Annotated in this window: 21 protein-coding genes, 1 pseudogene and 1 riboswitch; of the genes and pseudogenes, 18 read left to right on the forward strand and 4 right to left on the reverse strand. The window is 44.7% G+C overall.

From position 1 onward, the window contains the following. The first annotated feature begins 24 nt into the window (after positions 1-24). Positions 25-1,386, forward strand: coding sequence for an FAD-binding oxidoreductase (locus GQS54_RS11110; RefSeq protein ID WP_166424058.1), 1,362 nt, complete (start codon positions 25-27; stop codon positions 1,384-1,386). A gap of 135 nt (positions 1,387-1,521) precedes the next feature. On the opposite strand, the gene GQS54_RS11115 is transcribed toward GQS54_RS11110, so the two are convergent. Continuing rightward, a complete protein-coding gene (locus GQS54_RS11115; protein WP_166424059.1) occupies positions 1,522-2,025 on the reverse strand; it encodes a hypothetical protein in 504 nt (167 codons plus the stop codon). Between the two features lie 399 nt (positions 2,026-2,424). Beyond that, a riboswitch (cobalamin riboswitch) is annotated at positions 2,425-2,600 on the forward strand. Positions 2,601-2,691: 91 nt separating this feature from the next. On the opposite strand from GQS54_RS11115, the gene GQS54_RS11120 reads away from it, so the two are divergent. The 12 genes from GQS54_RS11120 (at position 2,692) to cobD (ending at position 13,867) form a co-directional block, all read left to right on the forward strand. Next, positions 2,692-3,579 carry an ABC transporter ATP-binding protein gene (locus tag GQS54_RS11120; RefSeq protein ID WP_205967723.1) on the forward strand — a complete coding sequence of 296 codons (888 nt, stop codon included), beginning with the start codon at positions 2,692-2,694 and terminating at the stop codon, positions 3,577-3,579. Beyond that, positions 3,579-4,601 carry an iron ABC transporter permease gene (locus tag GQS54_RS11125; RefSeq protein ID WP_166424134.1) on the forward strand — a complete coding sequence of 341 codons (1,023 nt, stop codon included), beginning with the start codon at positions 3,579-3,581 and terminating at the stop codon, positions 4,599-4,601. The genes GQS54_RS11120 and GQS54_RS11125 overlap by 1 nt, the downstream gene beginning before the upstream one ends. Before the next feature lie 142 nt (positions 4,602-4,743). Beyond that, positions 4,744-5,850, forward strand: coding sequence for a nicotinate-nucleotide--dimethylbenzimidazole phosphoribosyltransferase (gene cobT, locus GQS54_RS11130; RefSeq protein WP_240919913.1), 1,107 nt, complete (start codon positions 4,744-4,746; stop codon positions 5,848-5,850). A 48-nt stretch (positions 5,851-5,898) separates the two neighbouring features. Next, positions 5,899-6,711, forward strand: coding sequence for an adenosylcobinamide-GDP ribazoletransferase (locus GQS54_RS11135; protein WP_166424061.1), 813 nt, complete (start codon positions 5,899-5,901; stop codon positions 6,709-6,711). A gap of 40 nt (positions 6,712-6,751) precedes the next feature. Further along, positions 6,752-7,288 carry a bifunctional adenosylcobinamide kinase/adenosylcobinamide-phosphate guanylyltransferase gene (gene cobU / locus GQS54_RS11140; RefSeq protein WP_166424062.1) on the forward strand — a complete coding sequence of 179 codons (537 nt, stop codon included), beginning with the start codon at positions 6,752-6,754 and terminating at the stop codon, positions 7,286-7,288. A gap of 2 nt (positions 7,289-7,290) precedes the next feature. Further along, entirely contained in the window at positions 7,291-7,923 is a 633-nt protein-coding gene (locus GQS54_RS11145) for a histidine phosphatase family protein (protein ID WP_166424063.1), read from the forward strand. Positions 7,924-7,949: 26 nt separating this feature from the next. Beyond that, positions 7,950-9,530: a cobyric acid synthase gene (locus tag GQS54_RS11150; protein ID WP_240919907.1), complete on the forward strand. Its 1,581-nt coding sequence runs from the start codon at positions 7,950-7,952 to the stop codon at positions 9,528-9,530. Further along, entirely contained in the window at positions 9,523-10,128 is a 606-nt protein-coding gene (gene cobO, locus GQS54_RS11155) for a cob(I)yrinic acid a,c-diamide adenosyltransferase (RefSeq protein WP_166424064.1), read from the forward strand. Before GQS54_RS11150 ends, cobO begins: the two co-directional genes overlap by 8 nt. After that, a complete protein-coding gene (locus tag GQS54_RS11160; RefSeq protein WP_205967725.1) occupies positions 10,128-11,099 on the forward strand; it encodes a cobalamin-binding protein in 972 nt (323 codons plus the stop codon). Before cobO ends, GQS54_RS11160 begins: the two co-directional genes overlap by 1 nt. Before the next feature lie 18 nt (positions 11,100-11,117). Further along, positions 11,118-11,744, forward strand: a complete 627-nt coding sequence (locus tag GQS54_RS11165; RefSeq protein ID WP_166424065.1) for a histidine phosphatase family protein — start codon at positions 11,118-11,120, stop codon at positions 11,742-11,744. Beyond that, positions 11,737-12,789, forward strand: a complete 1,053-nt coding sequence (locus tag GQS54_RS11170; RefSeq protein ID WP_346766570.1) for a CobD/CbiB family cobalamin biosynthesis protein — start codon at positions 11,737-11,739, stop codon at positions 12,787-12,789. Before GQS54_RS11165 ends, GQS54_RS11170 begins: the two co-directional genes overlap by 8 nt. A 25-nt stretch (positions 12,790-12,814) precedes the next feature. Continuing rightward, positions 12,815-13,867: a threonine-phosphate decarboxylase CobD gene (gene cobD / locus GQS54_RS11175; RefSeq protein WP_240919908.1), complete on the forward strand. Its 1,053-nt coding sequence runs from the start codon at positions 12,815-12,817 to the stop codon at positions 13,865-13,867. 19 nt (positions 13,868-13,886) lie between these two features. Here the strand turns inward: cobD and GQS54_RS11180 are convergent, their stop codons facing one another. Continuing rightward, complete coding sequence (locus GQS54_RS11180; protein WP_166424067.1) at positions 13,887-14,771, reverse strand: LysR family transcriptional regulator; 885 nt, start codon at positions 14,769-14,771, stop codon at positions 13,887-13,889. A 207-nt stretch (positions 14,772-14,978) separates the two neighbouring features. Between GQS54_RS11180 and GQS54_RS11185 the strand changes: the two genes are divergently transcribed. From GQS54_RS11185 to GQS54_RS11195, 3 genes are all read left to right on the forward strand, one after another. Next, positions 14,979-15,605 carry a glutathione S-transferase gene (locus tag GQS54_RS11185; RefSeq protein WP_166424068.1) on the forward strand — a complete coding sequence of 209 codons (627 nt, stop codon included), beginning with the start codon at positions 14,979-14,981 and terminating at the stop codon, positions 15,603-15,605. 88 nt (positions 15,606-15,693) lie between these two features. Then, entirely contained in the window at positions 15,694-16,707 is a 1,014-nt protein-coding gene (locus GQS54_RS11190; RefSeq protein WP_166424069.1) for a pyridoxamine 5'-phosphate oxidase family protein, read from the forward strand. A gap of 75 nt (positions 16,708-16,782) precedes the next feature. Further along, positions 16,783-17,250, forward strand: a complete 468-nt coding sequence (locus GQS54_RS11195) for a nuclear transport factor 2 family protein (protein ID WP_166424070.1) — start codon at positions 16,783-16,785, stop codon at positions 17,248-17,250. A 74-nt stretch (positions 17,251-17,324) separates the two neighbouring features. On the opposite strand, the pseudogene GQS54_RS11200 reads toward GQS54_RS11195, so the two are convergent. Both GQS54_RS11200 and tnpA read right to left on the reverse strand, forming a co-directional pair. Further along, positions 17,325-18,353, reverse strand: a pseudogene (locus GQS54_RS11200) (zinc-binding dehydrogenase); the annotation flags it as partial. 70 nt (positions 18,354-18,423) lie between these two features. Then, positions 18,424-18,819, reverse strand: a complete 396-nt coding sequence (gene tnpA / locus GQS54_RS11205) for an IS200/IS605 family transposase (protein ID WP_166424071.1) — start codon at positions 18,817-18,819, stop codon at positions 18,424-18,426. 38 nt (positions 18,820-18,857) lie between these two features. Between tnpA and GQS54_RS11210 the strand changes: the two genes are divergently transcribed. After that, positions 18,858-20,066: an RNA-guided endonuclease TnpB family protein gene (locus GQS54_RS11210; protein ID WP_166424138.1), complete on the forward strand. Its 1,209-nt coding sequence runs from the start codon at positions 18,858-18,860 to the stop codon at positions 20,064-20,066. Then, positions 20,060-20,722, forward strand: a complete 663-nt coding sequence (locus GQS54_RS11215; protein WP_346766571.1) for a LysR substrate-binding domain-containing protein — start codon at positions 20,060-20,062, stop codon at positions 20,720-20,722. The genes GQS54_RS11210 and GQS54_RS11215 overlap by 7 nt, the downstream gene beginning before the upstream one ends. Positions 20,723-20,734 lie beyond the last annotated feature (12 nt).

The raw sequence follows: 20,734 nt of genomic DNA on the forward strand, positions 1-20,734 counted from the left end.
TCTATCTTCATTTGGATTTCAAACGTGAACATCAGTAACTTAAAAGCGCAACTCAAAGCTATCGCCTATCAGTTTAACGGACACATATGGTTCTCTCATGACCAGCAGTATCACATTCGTAAAAGAGTGTTTAATCATGGTATCAACAATACCCCCCTGGTCATTATTGAGGCGAGTTGTGAAGAAGATATTCGTCTGGCTATCAACTTTGCCAACGAACATAACTTGGCGATATCAGTCAAAGGAGGGGGGCATTCCAATACGGGAAGCTGTGTAGTGAACGACGGGATCGTGCTAGACATGTCGACCTTTAAATCTATTTCCCTTGCTGAAGATCGACAATCTGTTCGCTTAGGCGCAGGTGTTAGGAATAGGGAACTAGATGCTTACACCACCCAATATGGTTTGGCTGTTCCACTGGGTACATGCCCTGATGTAGGGGTTATCGGTGCCACCTTAGGAGGAGGAATCGGATTTTTATCACGTAAGTTTGGCCTAACCTGTGACAGCTTAGTCAACGTCACAATGATCGATGCACTGGGAATAAAGAGAATAGTCGATAAAGTCTCTGACCCGGACCTTTTTTGGGCATTAAGTGGCGGTGGGGGCTGCCAATTTGGCGTGATTACCGAGATAACGTTAAAAGTCTATGTCGTACCATCAACAGTGATTGGCGGCTTCATAGAATGGCCTATTTGCGAAGCGAAAAAGGTGTTAAAACATTATAGTGATGAAGTGCTCAGCAGCGCCAGAGACTACTTTGTATATGCTTATCTATCCAGAGCCTCCCAGGGCCGAGAAAAAATCTCAATAATGGTTTTTAGCACAGCGACTAAGTCAGAATGTGACGCTTTTTTTAAGCGTATTTCAAATTGGGGCATTGGCGCAAAAATGGACATTAGTGAAAAAACCTACCTTGAAATGCAAGCTAATGCCTATCAAAGTGAGCTTTGTGTTTATTGGCGTAATGGCTTTGTATCCCACGCGCTATCTTCACAATTTATTGATGACGTTATTGATTGCTATGTTAATTGTCCAGATGATTATTGCGGGATCATGTTTGATCCTCTTGGCGGGGCAATTCAAGATAGAGCCTGTGAAGACAGCGCATTCGTTCATCGAAAATCAAATTTTATATGCAGTGTCACTGGTATCAGTGGAGGTGTAAAAATAGTTTCGGAAATCGAGCGTTGGGTTGATGACAGCCATGCTACTTTGTCTACTTTTTATAATGGGCAGGCATATCAAAATTATGAGTTCTTGGCAAAGGATGAACTGAAAAGCTACTTTGGTAAAAATAGCCTTAAATTACTCGCGCTAAAACATCGATACGATCCAAAGTGTCGTTTCTATGGGAGTTTAAGCCGTCACTTAATAGAGGCTTGAACAAGATCATTATCTAGTCTGTTGTTGGCGCTAAACTCCCAGATTTTTTGCCCTTTTTGGTCGGCTATGTACTTTGAAAATGTCGATACCCAGCAGTCGTTTATATCTACAGTGACATATTTGACCGAAGCAAAACTAAAACTGATAACCAAGTTGTAAAAATCCGCCGACGGTACTCTCAAAATCTGCGTTAGTACCGTGTATCGAGATCCCCAAGGTCGTGCCTGAGCGATTTATACCGTTGAAAAAATAGGTGTAACTTACGCCTACCCCGTATATATCATGTTCTTTAACTTGATAGGGTCTGCCATTGATATCTGGATTAACACGATAAGAATGCTCGTGCCCAGCAATACTCGCGTAAATCCCAAAGCCATGCTTGTTGTTTTCAAAATTAAACAAATCCGTTTTGACCCAACCTGCACCAAAGCCACATGTTGAACCAAACCTTGAGCTATATTCCACGCAACCAGCCGATAAGTATTTCATATCGTTTTTTGAAACTAATGCAATATTTGCTCCCAGCCCTGAATACAATGCCCCCATACCAATACCTACGGAATACTGCTGGGTTTGATTATCTTCAGCGGCCAAGCTACTAAAAGCGATAATAGGTAAAATTAATGCCAGTTTTCTCAAAATACGTCCTTTTATTAGGTTCTATCACTCAACAAACAAAGAGGGGCAAACCGCACACTCCGTTGCACTTTCCTATCGGTTATAAGGCTGACGATTGACTCTATTTTTTCGTTAATCAATCTATCTTATCCTTAAAGGTCAGAAACTTAGCATTAGTCGAATATGGTAACAAGCAAAATATCCACTAGGTAAACAGGTAAATAATAAACCCTAAACAATGAAAGCCTTACACCCTACTTATTGAAAAGCATTTTCCCCTCTGCATATTTTACCTAGTATTTTGCTATGCAGTGCTTCACTACAACACAAAGTAGCGAGCTATTTTCGTTAGGTTATAAGCCATATTAGCTTCTTTTAACTTTTACAATTACCTCTCGTAGATGACTGATTTAATTGCTATATTATCGGCCATACTTAGGTTTTAAACTGCTCAATCATCTCGGCTGTTTAAATTAAATGGGAATCTGGTGCGATACCAGAACTGTACCCGCAACTGTAAACAAGCTGTTCGTATATATAGACTATTCGAACACCCGCTTGTAAGTCAGATACCAGCCTTAATACATCCTTTTATTTATTATCACGCGGGAATACGTGAATAACAGATTGTCTTTCAGTTTTTGATACTGAATGCTCTGTGTATTCTCGCCTTGATTGAGTGTCTCTTTGAACGGTCATGAAAACACAGACGCCACGCTAAACTTGGCTAACTTGCAGGCTCAGCAGCTTTGTTATGAGGCGGGTGGCAATACGATCCTGTCCAATATTAATCTTTCGTTAGAACGTGGCAAGGTGCTAGGCGTGCTTGGTCCTAATGGTGCCGGTAAAACCAGTCTACTCAAGATGCTATCAGGTCAAATAGCCAGTCACGGGCAGGTAAGTTGGCGCGGTAAAGCCTTGAATCAATACACTCCCTTACAGCAAGCCCAACAAATCGCGGTCGTCAATCAGCTCAACGAAAGTGTATTTGCCCTAAGTTTGCAGCAAATTGTCCGTATGGGATGGCTGCCGCACAAAACGTTATTGTCGCGAGAAACCGTCCAAGACCACCAACATTTAGCCGCCTCAATTGCCAAGGTGGGCTTAAGTGAAAAAATTCATCAAACCTTCAGTTCGCTATCAGGTGGCGAGCAACAACGAGGGTTAATTGCGCGTGCGTTAGTACAAAAAGCTGCGCTTATTGTACTTGATGAACCGGTTAATCACCTTGATATCTACTACCAACATCAAGTACTCAAGTTACTAAGAACGTTAGCCCACCAGCAACAAATGACTGTAGTAATGAGCCTGCATGATATTAACCTAGCAGCCAGTTATTGCGATCATCTTTGTTTATTGGATAAGGGAAAAATGGTAGCCCAAGGGCCCATTAAAAACGTATTGCAAGCGCCCACCTTAGAACATGTTTTTAAGATCCCTTGTCAAATCAGGCGTGATGATTTATCCCATCATCTGCGCGTAGACTTCTATCCTCCAGATGAAGCTGAGACCAGTCAAATGCCTGAAATGGTGCAGTTCAAGTCAATGAATCCACCTGATAAGCGTTACTATTGATGATTAACCGCTGGTCTTTTCTTCTTTTTTTAGCGCTGTTATCTCCCATCATCGGGATATTTTTTGGCGCGGCTGATTTATCCCCCTCACAGCTTTACCAATGTGTGGTTGCCGAATGCGCATCACAAGTCGATTCAGTTATTTTTTGGGAAATTCGTTTACCCCGCGTACTGGTCGGTTTTTTAGTTGGGGCGGGCCTTGCCGTAGCCGGCGCGACCTTACAAAACATTACGCGTAACGGTTTAGCCGATCCTTACCTTTTTGGGGTGGTATCCGGTGCAGGGCTCGGTGCAAGTATTGCGACCTTACTGTTTGACAGCCAAGTGGGTGAAACCCTCACGTTATTTCGACTATTACCGGACGTTTCATTTTCCCTTGCCTTACCCGTTGCGGCATTTTTAGGAGCCGTATTCGCCGTCACATTAGTGCAGGCATTAGCATCGAGTTCATTTGGTGGCCGAGGTGAACATATGCTGTTAGCCGGTGTAGCCGTATCATTTATGCTCAGTGCATTTAGTCACTTTTTATTGTTTTTGGGTGACCCGTTTGCTGCCAACAAAGTGATTTTTTGGCTTATGGGAAGCCTCGCCAGAGTAGAGATATGGTATGCGTGGATAATGTTGCCTATTGTTATGGGCAGTGTGCTCTTACTATTACTATTTGGACGTCGGCTCGACGCATTATTACTTGGCGATGAAAATGCGAAAACCTTAGGCGTCAATGTCACGGCCATTCGCTTACTGGCACTGGGGATATGCGCCGCACTTACCGCTTGCATTGTCGCTTATTGCGGCGGCATCGGATTCGTAGGCCTGCTTATTCCTCACATAGTGCGCCGTTGGGTTGGGGTCACCAGTCGAGCACTCATCTTAGGGTGTGTATTGGTCGGGGGCAGCTTTATGGTACTCGTAGATATTATCGCCCGTTCAGCGTTAACAGAACAAGAAATTCCTATCGGCATTATTACTTCAGCCATCGGCAGCGTGTTTTTCTTACTCGCTATCCGCCAGCGACAGACATAAAAAGACTAACAATAAGTGAAGACATATGAACACTGAATCACTCTCATCCATTCAAGCCGATACAAAACACGCATCCGAGCATGACGCGGTTGGATCATCACACGTTACTGCTACGCCCAAAAAAACACGAGGTTCGAAACTTATGTCGAACACCGCTTCGCTCTTTGAGCAAGGATCCTGGCAAATACAATCCTTAAACAGTGAGCTCTTACCTGCTATTGATAAACACATCGATGATAAAACCAAGCCACTGGGCGCATTAGGGCAATTAGAAAGCCTTGCTCGCCAACTGGCGCTGATTCAGCGAAGCAATAATCCAGAAAATACGAATATTGAAATCAATAAACCCGCCATGTTGGTTTTTGCCGGTGATCACGGTATCGCAAATAACGGTATTAGTATTGCCCCTCCCGAAGTCACCCAGCAAATGGTATTGAATTTTCTCAGTGGTGGGGCGGCAATCAATTGCTTTTGCCGCACGTTAGGCTGGACGATGAAAGTTATTGATGCAGGTATATGCACTCCTATTGGCGCAAATATTCAATCTGACGATCGCTATATGCTGATAGAACAACGAATAGGCTCAGGTACAGCAGACTTTTCCTGTCAGGCGGCGATGAGTGAAGGCCAGGCCGAACAGGCACTTGCTCTTGGCGCTAAGGTCGCAAATAAGCAGATTTCTCAAGGCAGTAACGTATTGGCTTTTGGCGAAATGGGTATAGGCAATACCAGCAGCGCGTCTGCGTTGTTATCCCTTATTTGCGGCCTAAGTCCAGAACGTACCGCAGGAAAAGGTACGGGAATAAGTGATGAGCAACTGGCTAAAAAAGTGCAGCTCATATCCGATGCTTTAGTACGCGTTAATCAGTTCCATGGAACCAAAGCCTTCACCCCACAAACCGCTTTAACTGAAGTCGGTGGCTTTGAAATAGCACAGATTGTTGGCGCCATTCTCGCCACTGCAGCAGCCGGTAAAAGTATATTAATCGATGGGTTTATTGTTAGCGTTGCGGCTCTGCTTGCTGTTCGTATTGCCCCCCGTGCACAAGAATATATGTTATTTGCTCACTGCTCTGCTGAACTAGCCCACCAGCAAGTTTTAGCTCAACTTGATGCACGTCCTCTGCTTTCTCTTGGTTTACGCTTAGGTGAAGGCACGGGAGCCGCACTCGCCTTACCTTTGCTGCAGGCGGCAGCGAGCTTTTATAATGACATGGCAACATTTGAGAGTGCTGGCATCACAGTATAACGATGGTAAAGCCCATAACAGTAAAACCAATAACAAGGCAAAAATATCGTGAATCGCTTTTTCACTTATCAACTTAATCTATTTTTGTTAGCTGTGAGTTTTTTCACGCGTCTGCCCGTACATCAAGATGTTAACTACAGCTCACAGAAATTACATCAAGCAGGTCGGCATTTTGCCCTGATAGGCTGGTTATTAGCCGCAATACTCAGCGGTTTTTATCTGCTTGTCATACCTTACATTGGTATCGCGCCCAGCATCTGTTTGCTTGTGATCCTGAGTTTATTGCTCACCGGTGCGCTGCATGAAGATGGCCTAGCCGATACGTGCGATGGGTTCTGGGGAGCACACACGCAAACGGGTAAATTAAGCATTATGAAAGACAGTCAAATAGGAACCTACGGAACCTGTGCTCTTATCACAATGCTATTAACCAAAACCGTTTTGCTGTACACATTAGCCGTTAATGGGCACCTAATATTAGGCCTTTTCATCGCTTATCCCCTGTCGCGTGGGTTAGCCCTTTCTCATACCCAGCACTTGGGATACGCCCGCACCAGCGCGGGCTACAGCAAAAGCCAGTCGTTAGCCAGCGCAATGCAACCCACAGCGTTACTGTGGCTGTTTATCTCTAGTAGCGCGGCATTGTTATGGCTTCCCTTTACCGACGCTCTGATGATAGTTTTGGCTGGTCTTTCACTGCGCTATGTTATGAAGTGTTGGTTTAAGGTACATATAGGCGGATACACAGGGGATTGCTTAGGCTTCGCTCAACAAGTTCAAGAATTACTCATTTATTTACTGTTGTTAGTAAGCGTACATGACGATTCAGTCTTATCTCCTTTAGAGGCAATTTCACTATGAAACGTAAACCGCTGATGGACCATAAGATAAAAGTGACTCTATGCTGCATTTAATCTTAGGTGGCGCACGCTCAGGCAAGTCAAATTTTGGGCTGCAACAAGCGTTAGCTTTGAGCCAGCAAACGAGCCGAAACGTTACGTACGTAGCGACCGCTACCGCCACAGACGCAGAAATGTCAGCCCGAATTGCCCGCCACCAACAGGAGCGCCCGAGGCATTGGAATTTAGCAGAAGTACCATTAGATTTACCGGAATTCATCATGCAGCAAAATACAGCTGCCAACACGCCCCCCATACTGTTGATCGATTGTTTAACGCTATGGCTAAATAACCATTTATATCATCGCCCAAAGCAAGATTTTAAATTACTGTTTAACACATTGACGCAGGCGCTATCAGCCAGCAATACCAATATATTTATTATCGCCAACGAAGTGGGATTAGGCATTATTCCCATGGGTGAGCTCACCCGACAGTTTGTTGACCAAGCAGGCTGGTTGAATCAAGCGGTTGCTAGAACAGCAGACAATGTCACCTTTGTGGCTGCAGGCTTACCCATGCCATTGAAACGGCCTTAGGCATGAGATTAGCTAAACCCACAATATTTAATTTATTGCGCCACGGGCAAGTCAATGGTCCTGCTGCAATATATGGGAAAACAGATGTATCATTAAGCGAACAAGGCCACCGTGCTATGCTCGCCCAAGTACAGCAAATCAATCGTCCAGATATCATCGTCACCTCCCCACTCTCACGTTGCTTGGTGTTCGCCCAACAATTAGCGAATGAGCTTGATGTCCCCTTAATTGTGGAAGATGCCCTACAAGAATGTAATTTTGGTCTATACGATGGTGTGCCCTTCGATGATTTGCGTAAACAATGGTTAGCACTGAGTAGCTTTTGGGAGGATCCCTTTCATTGCACACTACCCGCCGCCGAGACACTCAATGCATTTCATCAACGAGTCATAAACTGCTGGGGGCAATTAAACACAGAAATGATAGGGCAAAACAATTTGCTGATATGCCATGGAGGCGTTATTCGCCAGATACTGGCCGAGGTATTATCCAGTAACTGGCAACAAGGCGCGTGGTACAGCAAACTTCAGGTAGGTTATGCTAGCTTAACCCGCATCTCTATTGCCGAATACGAACAAGCCAGCCCGGTGGTTGATTTTATTGCTAAACCACCTTTTAATGAGCGCCTTACATGACCTGTCATAGCACTAAAGAAAACGACATGAGCCGCATTAATAAAACAAACGGTGCAAGTCGCGTACTCAAGGGCGCGACTATTATGATCCAAGGCACCACCTCTGATGCAGGCAAAAGCATGCTAGTGGCGGGGTTTTGTCGATACTTAAAGAACCAAGGCTATAGGGTGGCCCCGTTTAAGCCTCAAAACATGGCCCTTAATAGCGCGGTAACCAAAGATGGCGGTGAAATTGGCCGAGCACAGGCAGTACAAGCACAAGCGGCGGGCATCGAGCCGCATGTTGATATGAATCCAGTGCTTCTCAAACCGAGTTCAGATACCGGCGCCCAAGTGATTATTCATGGTAAAGCGGTATCCGATATGCAAGCTGCCAAATACCACGATTATAAAAAAGTGGCCATGCAAGCCGTACTTGACTCTCATCAACGTCTAACAAATCAATACGAGATTATCGTGGTAGAAGGCGCGGGAAGCCCAGCGGAAATAAACCTGCGTAAAGGCGATATCGCCAACATGGGATTTGCCGAAGCGGTTGATTGCCCGGTAATTATAATCGCAGATATCGATAAAGGCGGTGTATTTGCCCAACTGGTTGGCACGTTAGATTTGCTCTCACCATCGGAGCAGAATCGGGTAGTAGGGTTTGTTATCAATAAGTTTCGCGGTGATATTAAACTTCTAGAGCCGGGCTTAATTTGGTTAGAAGAACGAACCCAAAAACCGGTTTTAGGCGTACTGCCGTATATACATAATTTACAACTGGCTGCCGAAGATGCCATTCAAGCAGAGCAAAACTTGCATCCCCAAGATATACGACTGCGCGTATCTGTGCCTATATTTAAGCGCATCAGTAACCATACTGATTTCGATATGCTCAGGCTACACCCACAAGTAGAGCTGATATTCGTGCCCCAAGGTAGTGCTATCCCAGCCTGTGATCTGATTATTTTACCCGGCAGTAAAAACGTGCGAGCTGATCTAGCCCTACTTAAAGAAATGCATTGGGACAATGATCTACTGCGCCATCTGCGTTATGGCGGAAAATTATTAGGTATTTGTGGGGGTTATCAGATGCTCGGTCATACCATCGCCGATCCTGACGGAGTTGAAGACACACCCGGGGTCAGTCAAGGCTTGGGTTACCTACCAATAAATACTCTATTGCAGCGCCAAAAGCAGCTGATCCAAAGCCAAGGTAAGCTTTTATTACCCAACGAAAAAACGCCTAACGTGGCTATTCGAGGTTACGAAATTCACATAGGCACCAGTGAACGTGAAGCGAATGCCCAGCCCCTTATTTTATTAGAAAATGGCGAATTAGAAGGTTGCATCAGTAATGATAATCAGGTCGCTGGCAGTTACCTACATGGCTTATTTGATGAACCTGATGCCCTGCAACAGTTATTGCTTTGGGCGGGTGCCAACACTGAACTTGTCAAAGATTATGCTGTACAACAAGAACACGAAATTGAACGACTCGCCTTTGAGTGCCAAACCCATTTAAATTGGAACCTAATTGAATCGTTTCTTCATAATAAACTGACTGAGCCAACGTTGGCCAGTACAACGACTTCCCTCACCTACGGAGCAAAAAATCATGTCTGACAGTACAGATAACAACGCACGCCATAAGGCGCGTATGCAACAACAAAAAGCCAAAGTTGATGAACGTATCGCCAATGCACAAATTGAAAAAGGCGTACTGATCGTCATCACCGGCAACGGCAAAGGTAAATCTACATCTGGGTTTGGTACTGTTGCCCGAGCCGTGGGCCACGGGCTAAAAGCTACCGTCGTGCAATATGTAAAAGGCACCTGGCCATGTGGCGAACGAGATCTATTGGAAAAACTCGGTGTTGAGTTTCATGTTATGGGTACCGGCTTTACTTGGGAAACCCAAGACAAAGAAACCGACCAAGCCGCTGCACAAAATGCGTGGGAATTTAGCAAAGCATGCTTGCAGGACCCATCGATTGACCTATTGTTACTCGACGAAATCACCTACATGCTGACTTACAAATACATAGACGTAGACGAAGTGATAGAGGCTTTATCAAACCGCCCTGAGAACCAACATGTAGTGATTACTGGCCGAGCCTGCCACAGAGCGGTAATCGACTTAGCGGACACGGTTAGCGAAGTCCGCCCTATTAAGCATGCATTTGAAGCCGGTATTAAAGCGCAAAAAGGTATTGACTGGTAATGACTATTCCAAGGTCTAGCGCACTACTCTGGTTGCTGATCGGTACAATAATGCTTGGCTTGCCCATTAGTCGTTCATTGGCAAGTAGTCATTCATTGGTAAGTACCTTTGAGGGGGCAAAAGAAACAACCAGCGCTAATTTTCAAGAAATAGTACAACTTAGTAAAGAAAATAGGCAGAAACTGCGCATTATTGCGCTAGCTCCGCACATTGTAGAGTCGTTGTTTGAAATCGGTGCTGGCCAGCAACTTATTGCCACCACAGCCCATGCTGACTACCCCGAGGCGGCAAAAGAAATCCTACAAATTGGTAATTATGCTCGCCTGCAGATTGAAAAAATTGTCCAATTGCAACCTGACCTCGTTATCGCCTGGAAAACCGGTAACCCGGGAGATGATTTATCACGCTTGCAGAAATATCACACAAAAATCGTGTATTCGAATCCCAGAACACTAGCCCAAGTTGCTGATGAACTACGTATGTTGGGGCGGCTTACTGGGCGCGAAGAAGTCGCAGAAAAGGCCGCATCTCAGTATCAAAACAAACTCGCATACATTGAATCACGTTACGCAAATAAAATGCCCGTTATCACCTTTTATGAGCTGTGGTCGCGCCCACTACGCACAGTGGCACACACCGCGTGGCCGCAACAACAATTGATCCTTTGCGGCGCACAAAATCCCTTTGTTAATGCCACAGATGACTACCCATCTGTCGGATTAGAACAGGTCTTGGTTTCTTTACCTCAAGTGATTATTCAACCTACACAACATGCCGCTGATTCACCTGATTCTATTAACTGGGGTCAATGGCAGCACATACCGGCGGCCAAAAATCAGTTTATTTTCCATCCTAATGCCGACAAAGTTCATCGCATGACCAGCCGTATGCTGGATGAGGTCGCTATAATGTGTGAGCAAATCGATGTGGCTCGTCAGTTTTACCAAGCCGATGTCCTGGCGCCTAATTAGTCGAGTACTGATATATTTATGACCGTCACAGCAAACCACCCCATCACTAAGCACTTTTATCTTTGTCGTCATGGGCAAAGTGAATTTAATGCCAAAGGGATATTGCAAGGCCGCCTTGAAAGTTCTCTAACTGAACTTGGCAGGCAACAAGCTCATCGTTTGGCTATAAAAGCCCAACTATGGAATATTCAGCATATCGCCAGTTCAAATCTAAGTCGCGCTCAGCAAACCGCAAAAATCTGCGCCCAAACGCTTGGGGTAACGCATGAATGTGTAGCCAATCTAGCTGAGCGTCAACTCGGATGTTGGCAGGGCCAACCTGTAGATGAGCTATCTGAGTTCGCTCAGTTTCAAAAGCACTGCTACCAACAAACGAACCTGCCAGCGGGTAATGAAAGTGGCTTTGGCGAAACCACTGATGCGGTACGTCAACGTATGCAAAGCGCGCTCATCACTCTAGCTAAAATAAGTCATCGTGGAGCAAGTAAGTCACCTTCAAACGAAAATATATTAATTGTCAGTCACGGAGACGCCTTAGCTTGCCTGATGAGCCTTTTTACCGCGCCAATACTGGTCAGCAACACGCAAGGTTACAAGCTCATTTTTCAGCAAAACAAATTTCACTGGGGCGGCCTCATTGATTGAGTTCAGCACAGCTCTACTGTCTTTTACTAGTATGACATTAATCGGCTCCCAGCTAATATTTGCCTTGTTGTTGGATCGCATATTAGGTGAGCCCACCCGATGCCATCCTCTGATTGGTTTTGGCAATCTGGCTGATTATTTAGCCAAAAAATTCAACCGCAAAAGCGGCGGGGCTGAGCAGGTTGCATCCACTAAAGGAAAGTCACGTTTCAACGGTATGACCTGTTGGATGCTACTAGTACTACCCTTACCTGTGGCGCTGTGGACACTTAATTATTTCGCCAACGACTATGCCGTTACCAATGACTCCCCTTGGATGTTTGCCCTGATATGGTTACTCAACAGTTGTGTCTTGTATTTAGCCATTGGTATGCAAAGTCTAAAGCAACACGCCATGCAGATTTATCGGCCATTAGCAGATGGCGATCTAAACCAAGCGCGTCACTTCACTGGCTATATGGTCAGTCGTGATACGCAAGCCCTGGCACCTAAAGATATGAGTCGAGCCGCAGTAGAATCTGTGCTAGAAAACGGCCACGACAGCGTGATTGCGAGTGTATTTTATTTTGTAATTGGTGGCGCACCTTTAGTAGTGCTGCACCGATTAGCCAATACCTTAGATGCTATGTGGGGCTATAAAACGCCACGTTTTTTACATTTTGGCTGGTGGGCAGCACGCGCCGATGATCATCTAGGCTGGGCAAGTACCTATTGTACATCGCTACTTTATGTATTGGCCGCGCTTAAAACGCACGATCCCAAGCACTTAGCGTTTGAACATATCTCCCTGGCTTGGCGACAAGCTAAAGACTACAAAAGTAAAAATGGCGGTCGATGCATGGCCACCGGTGCAAGTGCCTTAGGCTTTACCTTAGGCGGCACCGCCCACTATCATGGCAATACCATTCACAGCCCATTGTTGGGTAACGGCAGAGCCGTGACATTAGAAGATATTCCACGCAGTATCACCCTTGTAAAAAGAAGCGCTTGGTTATTTTCGCTTGTAGTATTAAGCATCGGTTTAACGACTAACGCTATTTTCTAAAGAACGAGTTTTGATGGATAAAAATATGTCTGAGCACACCTTAGTTCATGGAGGCCAATTAACTGAGATTGCGCTGCGTTACAATATTCCACTCGAAAAATGGCTCGACTTATCCACAGGGATCGCACCAACGTCTTACCCCGTTGGTCTAATTCCAGCAATGTGTTGGCAACGTTTACCACAACATTCTGACGCCTTACTAAAAGCGGCTCAAGATTACTATCAAACCCCAAATTTACTAGCCACCGCAGGCAGTCAAAGCATTATTCAGGCATTACCCCAGCTTTGCATATCGCAATGTTTCGCAGATGCCCGAGTATGGTTGCCAGCGGTGGGTTATCAAGAACATCGTAAAGCTTGGCAAAACGCCCACTACCAAACTTTAGATTATCAAGACACGCCAGATATTAGGCTGATTAAACAAGGCGATATTGTCCTTGTGATCAACCCGAACAACCCATCAGGTAAATTACATACAAGGCAGCAGTTAACTGAACTGCTTCTTACTATCAGCGCTAAAAAGGGCTTGCTGATCATCGATGAAGCCTTTATGGATGCCACGCCAGAACACACCATGACACCACTACTGGCCTGTAACAGGGATTCATCGGACAACAATATCAACCAAGACGCCTTGATTATTCTTCGCTCCGTGGGGAAATTCTTTGGTTTAGCGGGTATTCGCTTAGGTTTTGTTGTCGCCCATGATTATTGGCTCAAGCCCATAGCTGATGTTTTAGGGCCATGGTCAGTTAGCGGTCCAGCGCAATATGTCGGTAGGCAGGCTTTAACTGACAGGTGTTGGCAACAAGAACAAACGACTGTACTTAATCGTTTGAGCAGCGCACTGGAGGGTGTGTTAGTTCAGGTGTTTACTCGACCGATTCACGGAACAACATTATTTAAAACGGTCATCACTGCGCAAGCACCAGCCATATTTGAAGCGTTATGCAAGCAAGGTATTTATATACGTCTGTGCGACGAAAAAAATGCACTGCGTTTTGGTATTCCCAACGAGCAAGGCTTAAAACAACTGGAAAGTGTTCTGCTTAGCCAGCCGATCCAAAGATTACTTTGAAGGCGCGCTATTCGGCGCACTATTCGGCGAACGTCGCGGCTAAGTGATCAAGCAATGCTCTGATGCGTGCAGGCAGATGTCGACTAGAGGCATATACCGCATTTAAAATTAATTCGTTTGCTTCGTAGTTTTCAAATAACAACTGCAAACTACCGTCCTGTAAGTAGGGCTCCGTTACGTATTTGGGGCCCATACCTATCCCCAAACCTTGGGATGCCATATGAGTGACGGCTCTTGGGGAATTAGAAGCAAATGCGCCATGCACATTGACAGTGACGAGCTTACCATTCACTTTAAATCTCCAATTCTCCGGATCAACTTGCGACTTTTGCATCAAGCAATTATGCGTCGCCAGCGCACTAGGGTGAGATGGTTTCCCATGACGCGATAAATAGTCCGGGGAAGCAAATACCACAATTCGCATCTTCATAAGCCTTTTAGCGATAAGCGTTGAATCTTGTAATTGACCAAAGCGTATTGCCACGTCAACTCCCTCGTCGATGATAGCTACGTGCCGATCAGATAAATTCAGCTCTACACTAATATTTGGATGCTGCTGCAAAAAGGGTTCAAGGGCGTCCACCAGTTTAGTACTGCCAAATGCCGTGGGCGCAGTCAATCTGATAGTGCCCGACAGCGCGGCTTGGCGATGCTGTATCACATCCTCTAATTCATCAAACTGCTCTAGCAATGGCACACAGCGTTCAAAATAGGCCCGCCCTGTTTCGGTTAACATCACGCTTCTTGTGGTGCGGTGAAAAAACAGCGCGTTGTATTTTTGCTCCAACTGACCAATGTACTTGCTTGCCAACTTCGTGCTTATACCTATCTGCTTAGCACCGTCGGTAAAAGATTTTTGGCGCGCGACGGCGACAAAGGTTCGCATGCCATCAAGGGTATCCATTAATGTGTCCCGTCGTTATTAAATCAATACATTACAGCTCAGTCAATTAAGTACATTTTGTACATAGTTATTCCACAAATCAACATATTGTTCATAGAACTATTCATGGCTATTGTTTGTTCAACAAAAAGTAAGGGAAAGCTAGCAGCCAAATACCTACTACCGGCATATATCCCCAATGCAGTGCAACTTAAAAAGGTTTATTTTATGTTAAATACTATCCGTATCCATTCATTTCCCCTATCAGGTCACGCCCAGCGGGCAGAACTTTTTGCTAACTTAGCCGGAATTGCCCACGATGTTATCAATGTTGACTTAGCCGCAGGTGAACACAAAGAAGCGCCATTTCTAGCACTAAACCCCGCAGGTCAAGTACCAGTGCTAGAAGACGGAGATATAGTTATCTCAGACTCGAATGCCATTTTGGTCTACTTAGCACGCAAGTATGCACCTGCATTTCTACCATCAGATCCTGTCCTTGAAGCCCAAGTGCAAAAGTTTTTGAGTCTGGCTGCCGGCGAAATCGCTTTTGGTCCTTGTGCTGCGCGTCTTGTAACGGTATTCAACGCACCTTTAGATGCCGACTTTGCCAAGGCGACAGCTAACAAAGTATTAAACAAACTTGAGACTCACTTGGTAGGCCGTGAGTTTTTGGTGGGCGACAGTGTCACCATTGCCGATGTCGCCATTTATACCTATACCGCTCATGCACCAGAGGGCAACGTATCACTAGATAATTATCCAAATGTACGTCGTTTTTTAACTAACATTGAAGCACTGAGGGGATTCAAGCCTATGGCAACAACCAAAGTCGGTTTGCTTAGTCGAGGCTGATAACGTCAAAGTTTAAACGGGTTGAGCTCACTTAGCCCCTCCCTACTAACCAAAGGTATTGAGCAGGTTTACTGCACTGGAGTAACTGATGAGGCTTAACGACCACGACTCACCTTTTCATACAGGTGAACAGCAAATGCAAACCCGTATCGGTAAACTTGAGCAGATGGATAAAATTGGTCGTCGAGCGATCCGCTCCTCTATGCCCGAACAGCACCGAAAATTCTTTAGTCAGTTACCGTTTCTGATAGTAGGCAGTGAGGATGCGAAAGAGCAGCTTTGGGCTTCGATCTTGTCTGGCATTCCCGGTTTTGTGAAGTCTCCGGCACCGACAGTATTAACCATAGACACCCCAGTATTAAAGGGCGATCCCCTTGCTGATTCGTTAATTATCGGTTCACGTCTTGGCTTATTAGGTATCGAAATGCCTACTCGACGTCGAAATCGAGTTAATGCTAGCGTCAGCGCTATCTCTGGGCAGTATTTATCCCTTGAAATAGAACAATCATTTGGTAATTGCCCACAATATATACAAACCCGTGATATTGATTCCATCCGCGTCCCAGACACACAGTTTACTGCACCAGCTGCGAAACATTTCAGCCATTTAAGTACACAAGCAAAAGCTTTTATTAAACAAGCCGATACGTTTTTTGTTGCCAGCTCAGCAGGGGGGAGTGAGAATACTACAACCTCAGGTGTTGATGTATCACATCGCGGTGGCATGCCAGGTTTTGTCGGTTTAGAAAGTGAAAATAAGGCTGGTGATACACTAACGATCCCTGATTTCTCTGGTAATAACTTCTTCAATACCATGGGTAACTTCGTGCTCAACCCAAAAGCAGGTTTACTCTTTGCAGACTTCACAACCGGTGACTTACTTATGCTAACGGGAAAAGTAGCCATTATGGCGGAAGATGACCCTAGAATTATCGCTTTTCAAGGAGCAGAACGAGGCTGGCAATTTACCTTAACCCACGGTATACACCTTAAAAACGCCCTGCCCTTTAGAGCTCACTTTAACGACTATTCACCCAACTTAAAGAACACCGGCACATGGGATCATGCTAATGCATCTCTTGTTACTGAGAGTAAGCAATAAAGCCAACAACGTAACGTTTTAGAATAACGAGCAAACGCATATTTTAATCACAAACATCATCACGAGGATATAAACATGAGTACACGCCCCCCCTTACCCCCTTTTACCCTCGAGAGCGCTCGTGAAAAAGTTCGCTTGGCAGAAGATGGTTGGAACAGTCGCAACGCTGAAAAAGTCGCTCTCGCCTATACACTCAATACACAATGGCGTAATCGCAGTACCTTTATTCACGGCCGCGACGAAGCTGCTGCTTTCTTAAAGACCAAATGGGATAAAGAGCAAGCGTATCGCCTGATAAAAGAACTATGGGCCTTCACCGATAACCGCATTGCTGTTCGTTACGCCTACGAATGGCATGACGACAGCGGGAACTGGTTTCGCTCATACGGCAATGAAAACTGGGAATTCGATGAAAATGGCTTAATGCAAAATCGATTCGCCTGTATTAACGATTTACCAATTGAAGAGTCAGCACGCAAATTCCATTGGCCTCAAGGGCGTCGGCCTGACGACCACCCAGGATTATCAGAACTAGGGTTATAATGCTCAATAGTCAAAAAGTATAAAAAACTTCGCTAAACGATGCTTTTTATACTTTGAATAGTCGGCGATAACGCTTATTTAAAACTCACCACAGTGAGAATGCTTTCGCCGCTGTGCATTAAATAAAATGCGCGGTTGATGCTTTCGATTGGCATTGTATAGGAAATAAAATCGTTTAACGCAAACTCGCCTGCTAAATAACGCTCAACATAACTGGGTAATTTACTCGACCTTTTATTCCCCCGAAAGCTGAGCCTCGCCATACGCAAACGGTAACCAATTGAAATGGACGAGTTGAAATCTTTTGCCCTGCCCCAGCGACTCCGATAATTATTTATTCGCCCCATCCTTTATGGCAGCAATTAAACGCCAAATGCATAGTATTGACGTTATCAATATATTCAAATAAATAATCAATACCGCCGTCTGTTAACTCAGCAATCATGTCTTGAAGCGATTGGTCATAATCGTTTAGGTAAATGCATTGTGTGGCGTCGGCCTTTTTGGCTCGCTCTAATTTTCGTTAATTAATGGCAGTGATGCGGGTGGTGCCTGCCTTTACCGCGCCGATTATCCAATACCAACGCAGCCGAAGATAACCACACTTGCACCAACTTCCAGTTCAGCGATATTCATCACCGCCCAATACTTGTGGTCACGCCACGGCCAAATAAGCAGACTTCACCAAGAGGCGCTTGAGGATTCACCTTTGCTAGTGAAATTTCGGGTAATAGGGTGTATTCACAAAGGTCGAGCAAGACATATAGTGAAAAATAGGCTGACCCTCATTGTAAAAACGCGCAGTGCCATCTGGCTTCAAGCTTTTACCTTGGGTTTAGCAAATTTTTTGGCACAAGTTAATCTTGCCTAGCAAATAGGATTACCACTCACCACATTCGGGTGTATACAAAGGAATAACATGTACGCCAACCGTTACGCTAGTTGCACCCTCGCCAACGTCCTCAACAATACCACCACCTTCATGATCGAGTACCACAGGGAAAAAACTCTAGAATCACCACTCATAGAGTAAACACATCGCTGTGGCATACGCCCGTCACCACGATACCAACTAACCCTTCGCCTTATTTGGCCAGCATTACGACTATTTATCTACAATCATCGAGAAAACCCCGTGATCAGAACGAAGTGATGTCGCGGGGATGAATCGACTTATCCTTGCTCCCGAATGTATTCCCTTATCGTCTCAGCGCTTGCATTGCCTACAGAGCAAACGAAATAGCCGTCTGACCAAAAAGCCTTTTCAACCCAAAACTGATGTTTTAAATATGGGAACATTTTCCAAATCTTAGCGGTTGTCTCCTGCTTAATCCTCCTTACATATTGCCCAACGGAATATTTAGTACCTATTCTGATAAGCATGTGAATATGATCAAGGTCTATTTCAATTTCTTCAACGTCAAAGTCTGAACGAGATGCGATGTCAGATACTATTCGTTTAACAAACTCGCCTAAACGATCCTTTAATATTGGTTTTCTATCTTTTACAACCAATATTAAATGTAATGCTATTAGGTATTTGCAATGTGATTTAGTTTCATAATCCATCTTGACAACCCCTTTTCATACAGTAGTCTATACAGTATATAAAAAAGACGCTTAGATTCAACTACAGGCTCAATCCTACGCCAACCCAAGAAGCTAAACTCATCGAGTTTGGCGCGACAGCGCGTGGCATTTGGAACCTTTTGTTGTCTGAAAATATACGTCGATACGAGTATGATAAAACGTTTCTGTTTTACAAAGAAATGGCTTCACTTCTAAAGGAGTTAAAGCCTTACGAAGAGTTCAATTGGATCAAAGAGTTTGATTCTGCGGCGGCTCAGCAAGTTGCACGCGACTTGGAAATTGCATTAAAGAACGCATTCTCGAAAGGCCGTTTGCAGCGGTTTCCAAAGCATAAAATCTCATATAAAAAGCAAAAACTTCACAATGATAGCTTTAGAGCTGTGAATAATTCGAACTGCATCCGAATCGAAGATGGAGCCATAAGCATTCCCAAGGTTGGCAAAGTCCCTATCATTTTGCATCGTGAGTTGGCGAGTAAAATTAAGACCGTAACCATTCAGTATCGTCACGGAAAGTGGGAGTGCAGTATTACTCAGGAAGTCGAGTGTAAGGCAGCTAAACGTGTTTTGCATGGTATTGTCGGATTTGATATTAACTCGAAACAGACAGTGGTCGGTTCAAACGGTTTCGTTGCCGAGAACCCGAAGTTTTTAAAACAATCAAAAGCTAAATTGACTCAACTACAACGCCAGCTTGCTCGAAGAAATAAAGGCTCAAATCGCTGGCAGGAAACTAAGCAGCGCATCAATAAATTACACGGCAAGATTTCTAGGCAAAGGCTCGACTTTGCTCATAAAATTTCACGACAGATAACCAATGAAAGTGATATTTTGTGTTTTGAAAATCTAAACGTAAGAGCGATGCAAAAATTCAATGGCAGCATGGTGACCGACAACGTGATGGGCTTGATAACCCAGCTTTCAAAATACAAAGCGGAGATTGAAGGTAAGCTCTATCACGAGATTGGTAGATTCCAGAAGTCCACTGGCATTTGCTTAGAATGTAGTCAGCATCATACACTCTCATTGAGCGATAGAAATTTCACATGCACTGCTTGTCAGACTTATCAAAGTCGAGACCTATCTGCGGCTAAAAGTATCGTCAGAACAGGTGAATTAGATTTAATTGCGGCTGGAATCGTCGCAAGGGTAAACCCCGCATCTCAGCATAAATCAGCTATTAAAACGAAAGTCTTCGAGCTATTGAAGTTTGCCGCTGGATACTAGACAACCTAGCCGATGCAGAGAAACTTGTATCTAATTTTCACGACACCCCAAAGGGGAACGTACGCTTAACCGCGCCAGTCACCTATGGCGAAGAGGTTATCATGCCCATAGTGAATGAATTTTTACTGGCCTATCCCGAGATAAATGTACGTGTCGATTTAAGTAACCAGCGGGCAGATTTAATCTACGAGGGATACGACTTTGCCATTCGCCTCGGACATTTAGCAGACTCAAATCTGATTTCCCGCAAGTTAAGCTCTCGTAAACTCATTGTGTGTGCCACCCCCGAATACTTAGCCCTGCATGGTACGCCAATAAACCTCGACGAACTAAGTCACCAAAACTGCTTAGTTGGCAGCGCTGATAGTTGGCGCTTCACACATAACAATAAAAGTGAACAAATACTAATAAGCGGTCGACTGCGTTGCAACAGCGGACACAGTTTAGTTAAAGCAGCCCTCAAACATATTGGCCTTATCCAATTACCTGATTATTACGTTCAGCCCTACATTGAAACGGGCGAACTCATCTCCGTATTAGATACCTATCAAATGACCGAAGAAGGCATCTGGGCACTATATCCAGACAAACACTATCTACCCAATAAAATTAAAGTCCTACTAGAATTTATTCAACAACACCTCAAAGATAAATAACCATGCAGACAT

This window comes from Paraglaciecola sp. 20A4 (assembly GCF_011378905.1).
In the GTDB taxonomy this organism is placed as follows: Bacteria; Pseudomonadota; Gammaproteobacteria; order Enterobacterales; family Alteromonadaceae; genus Paraglaciecola.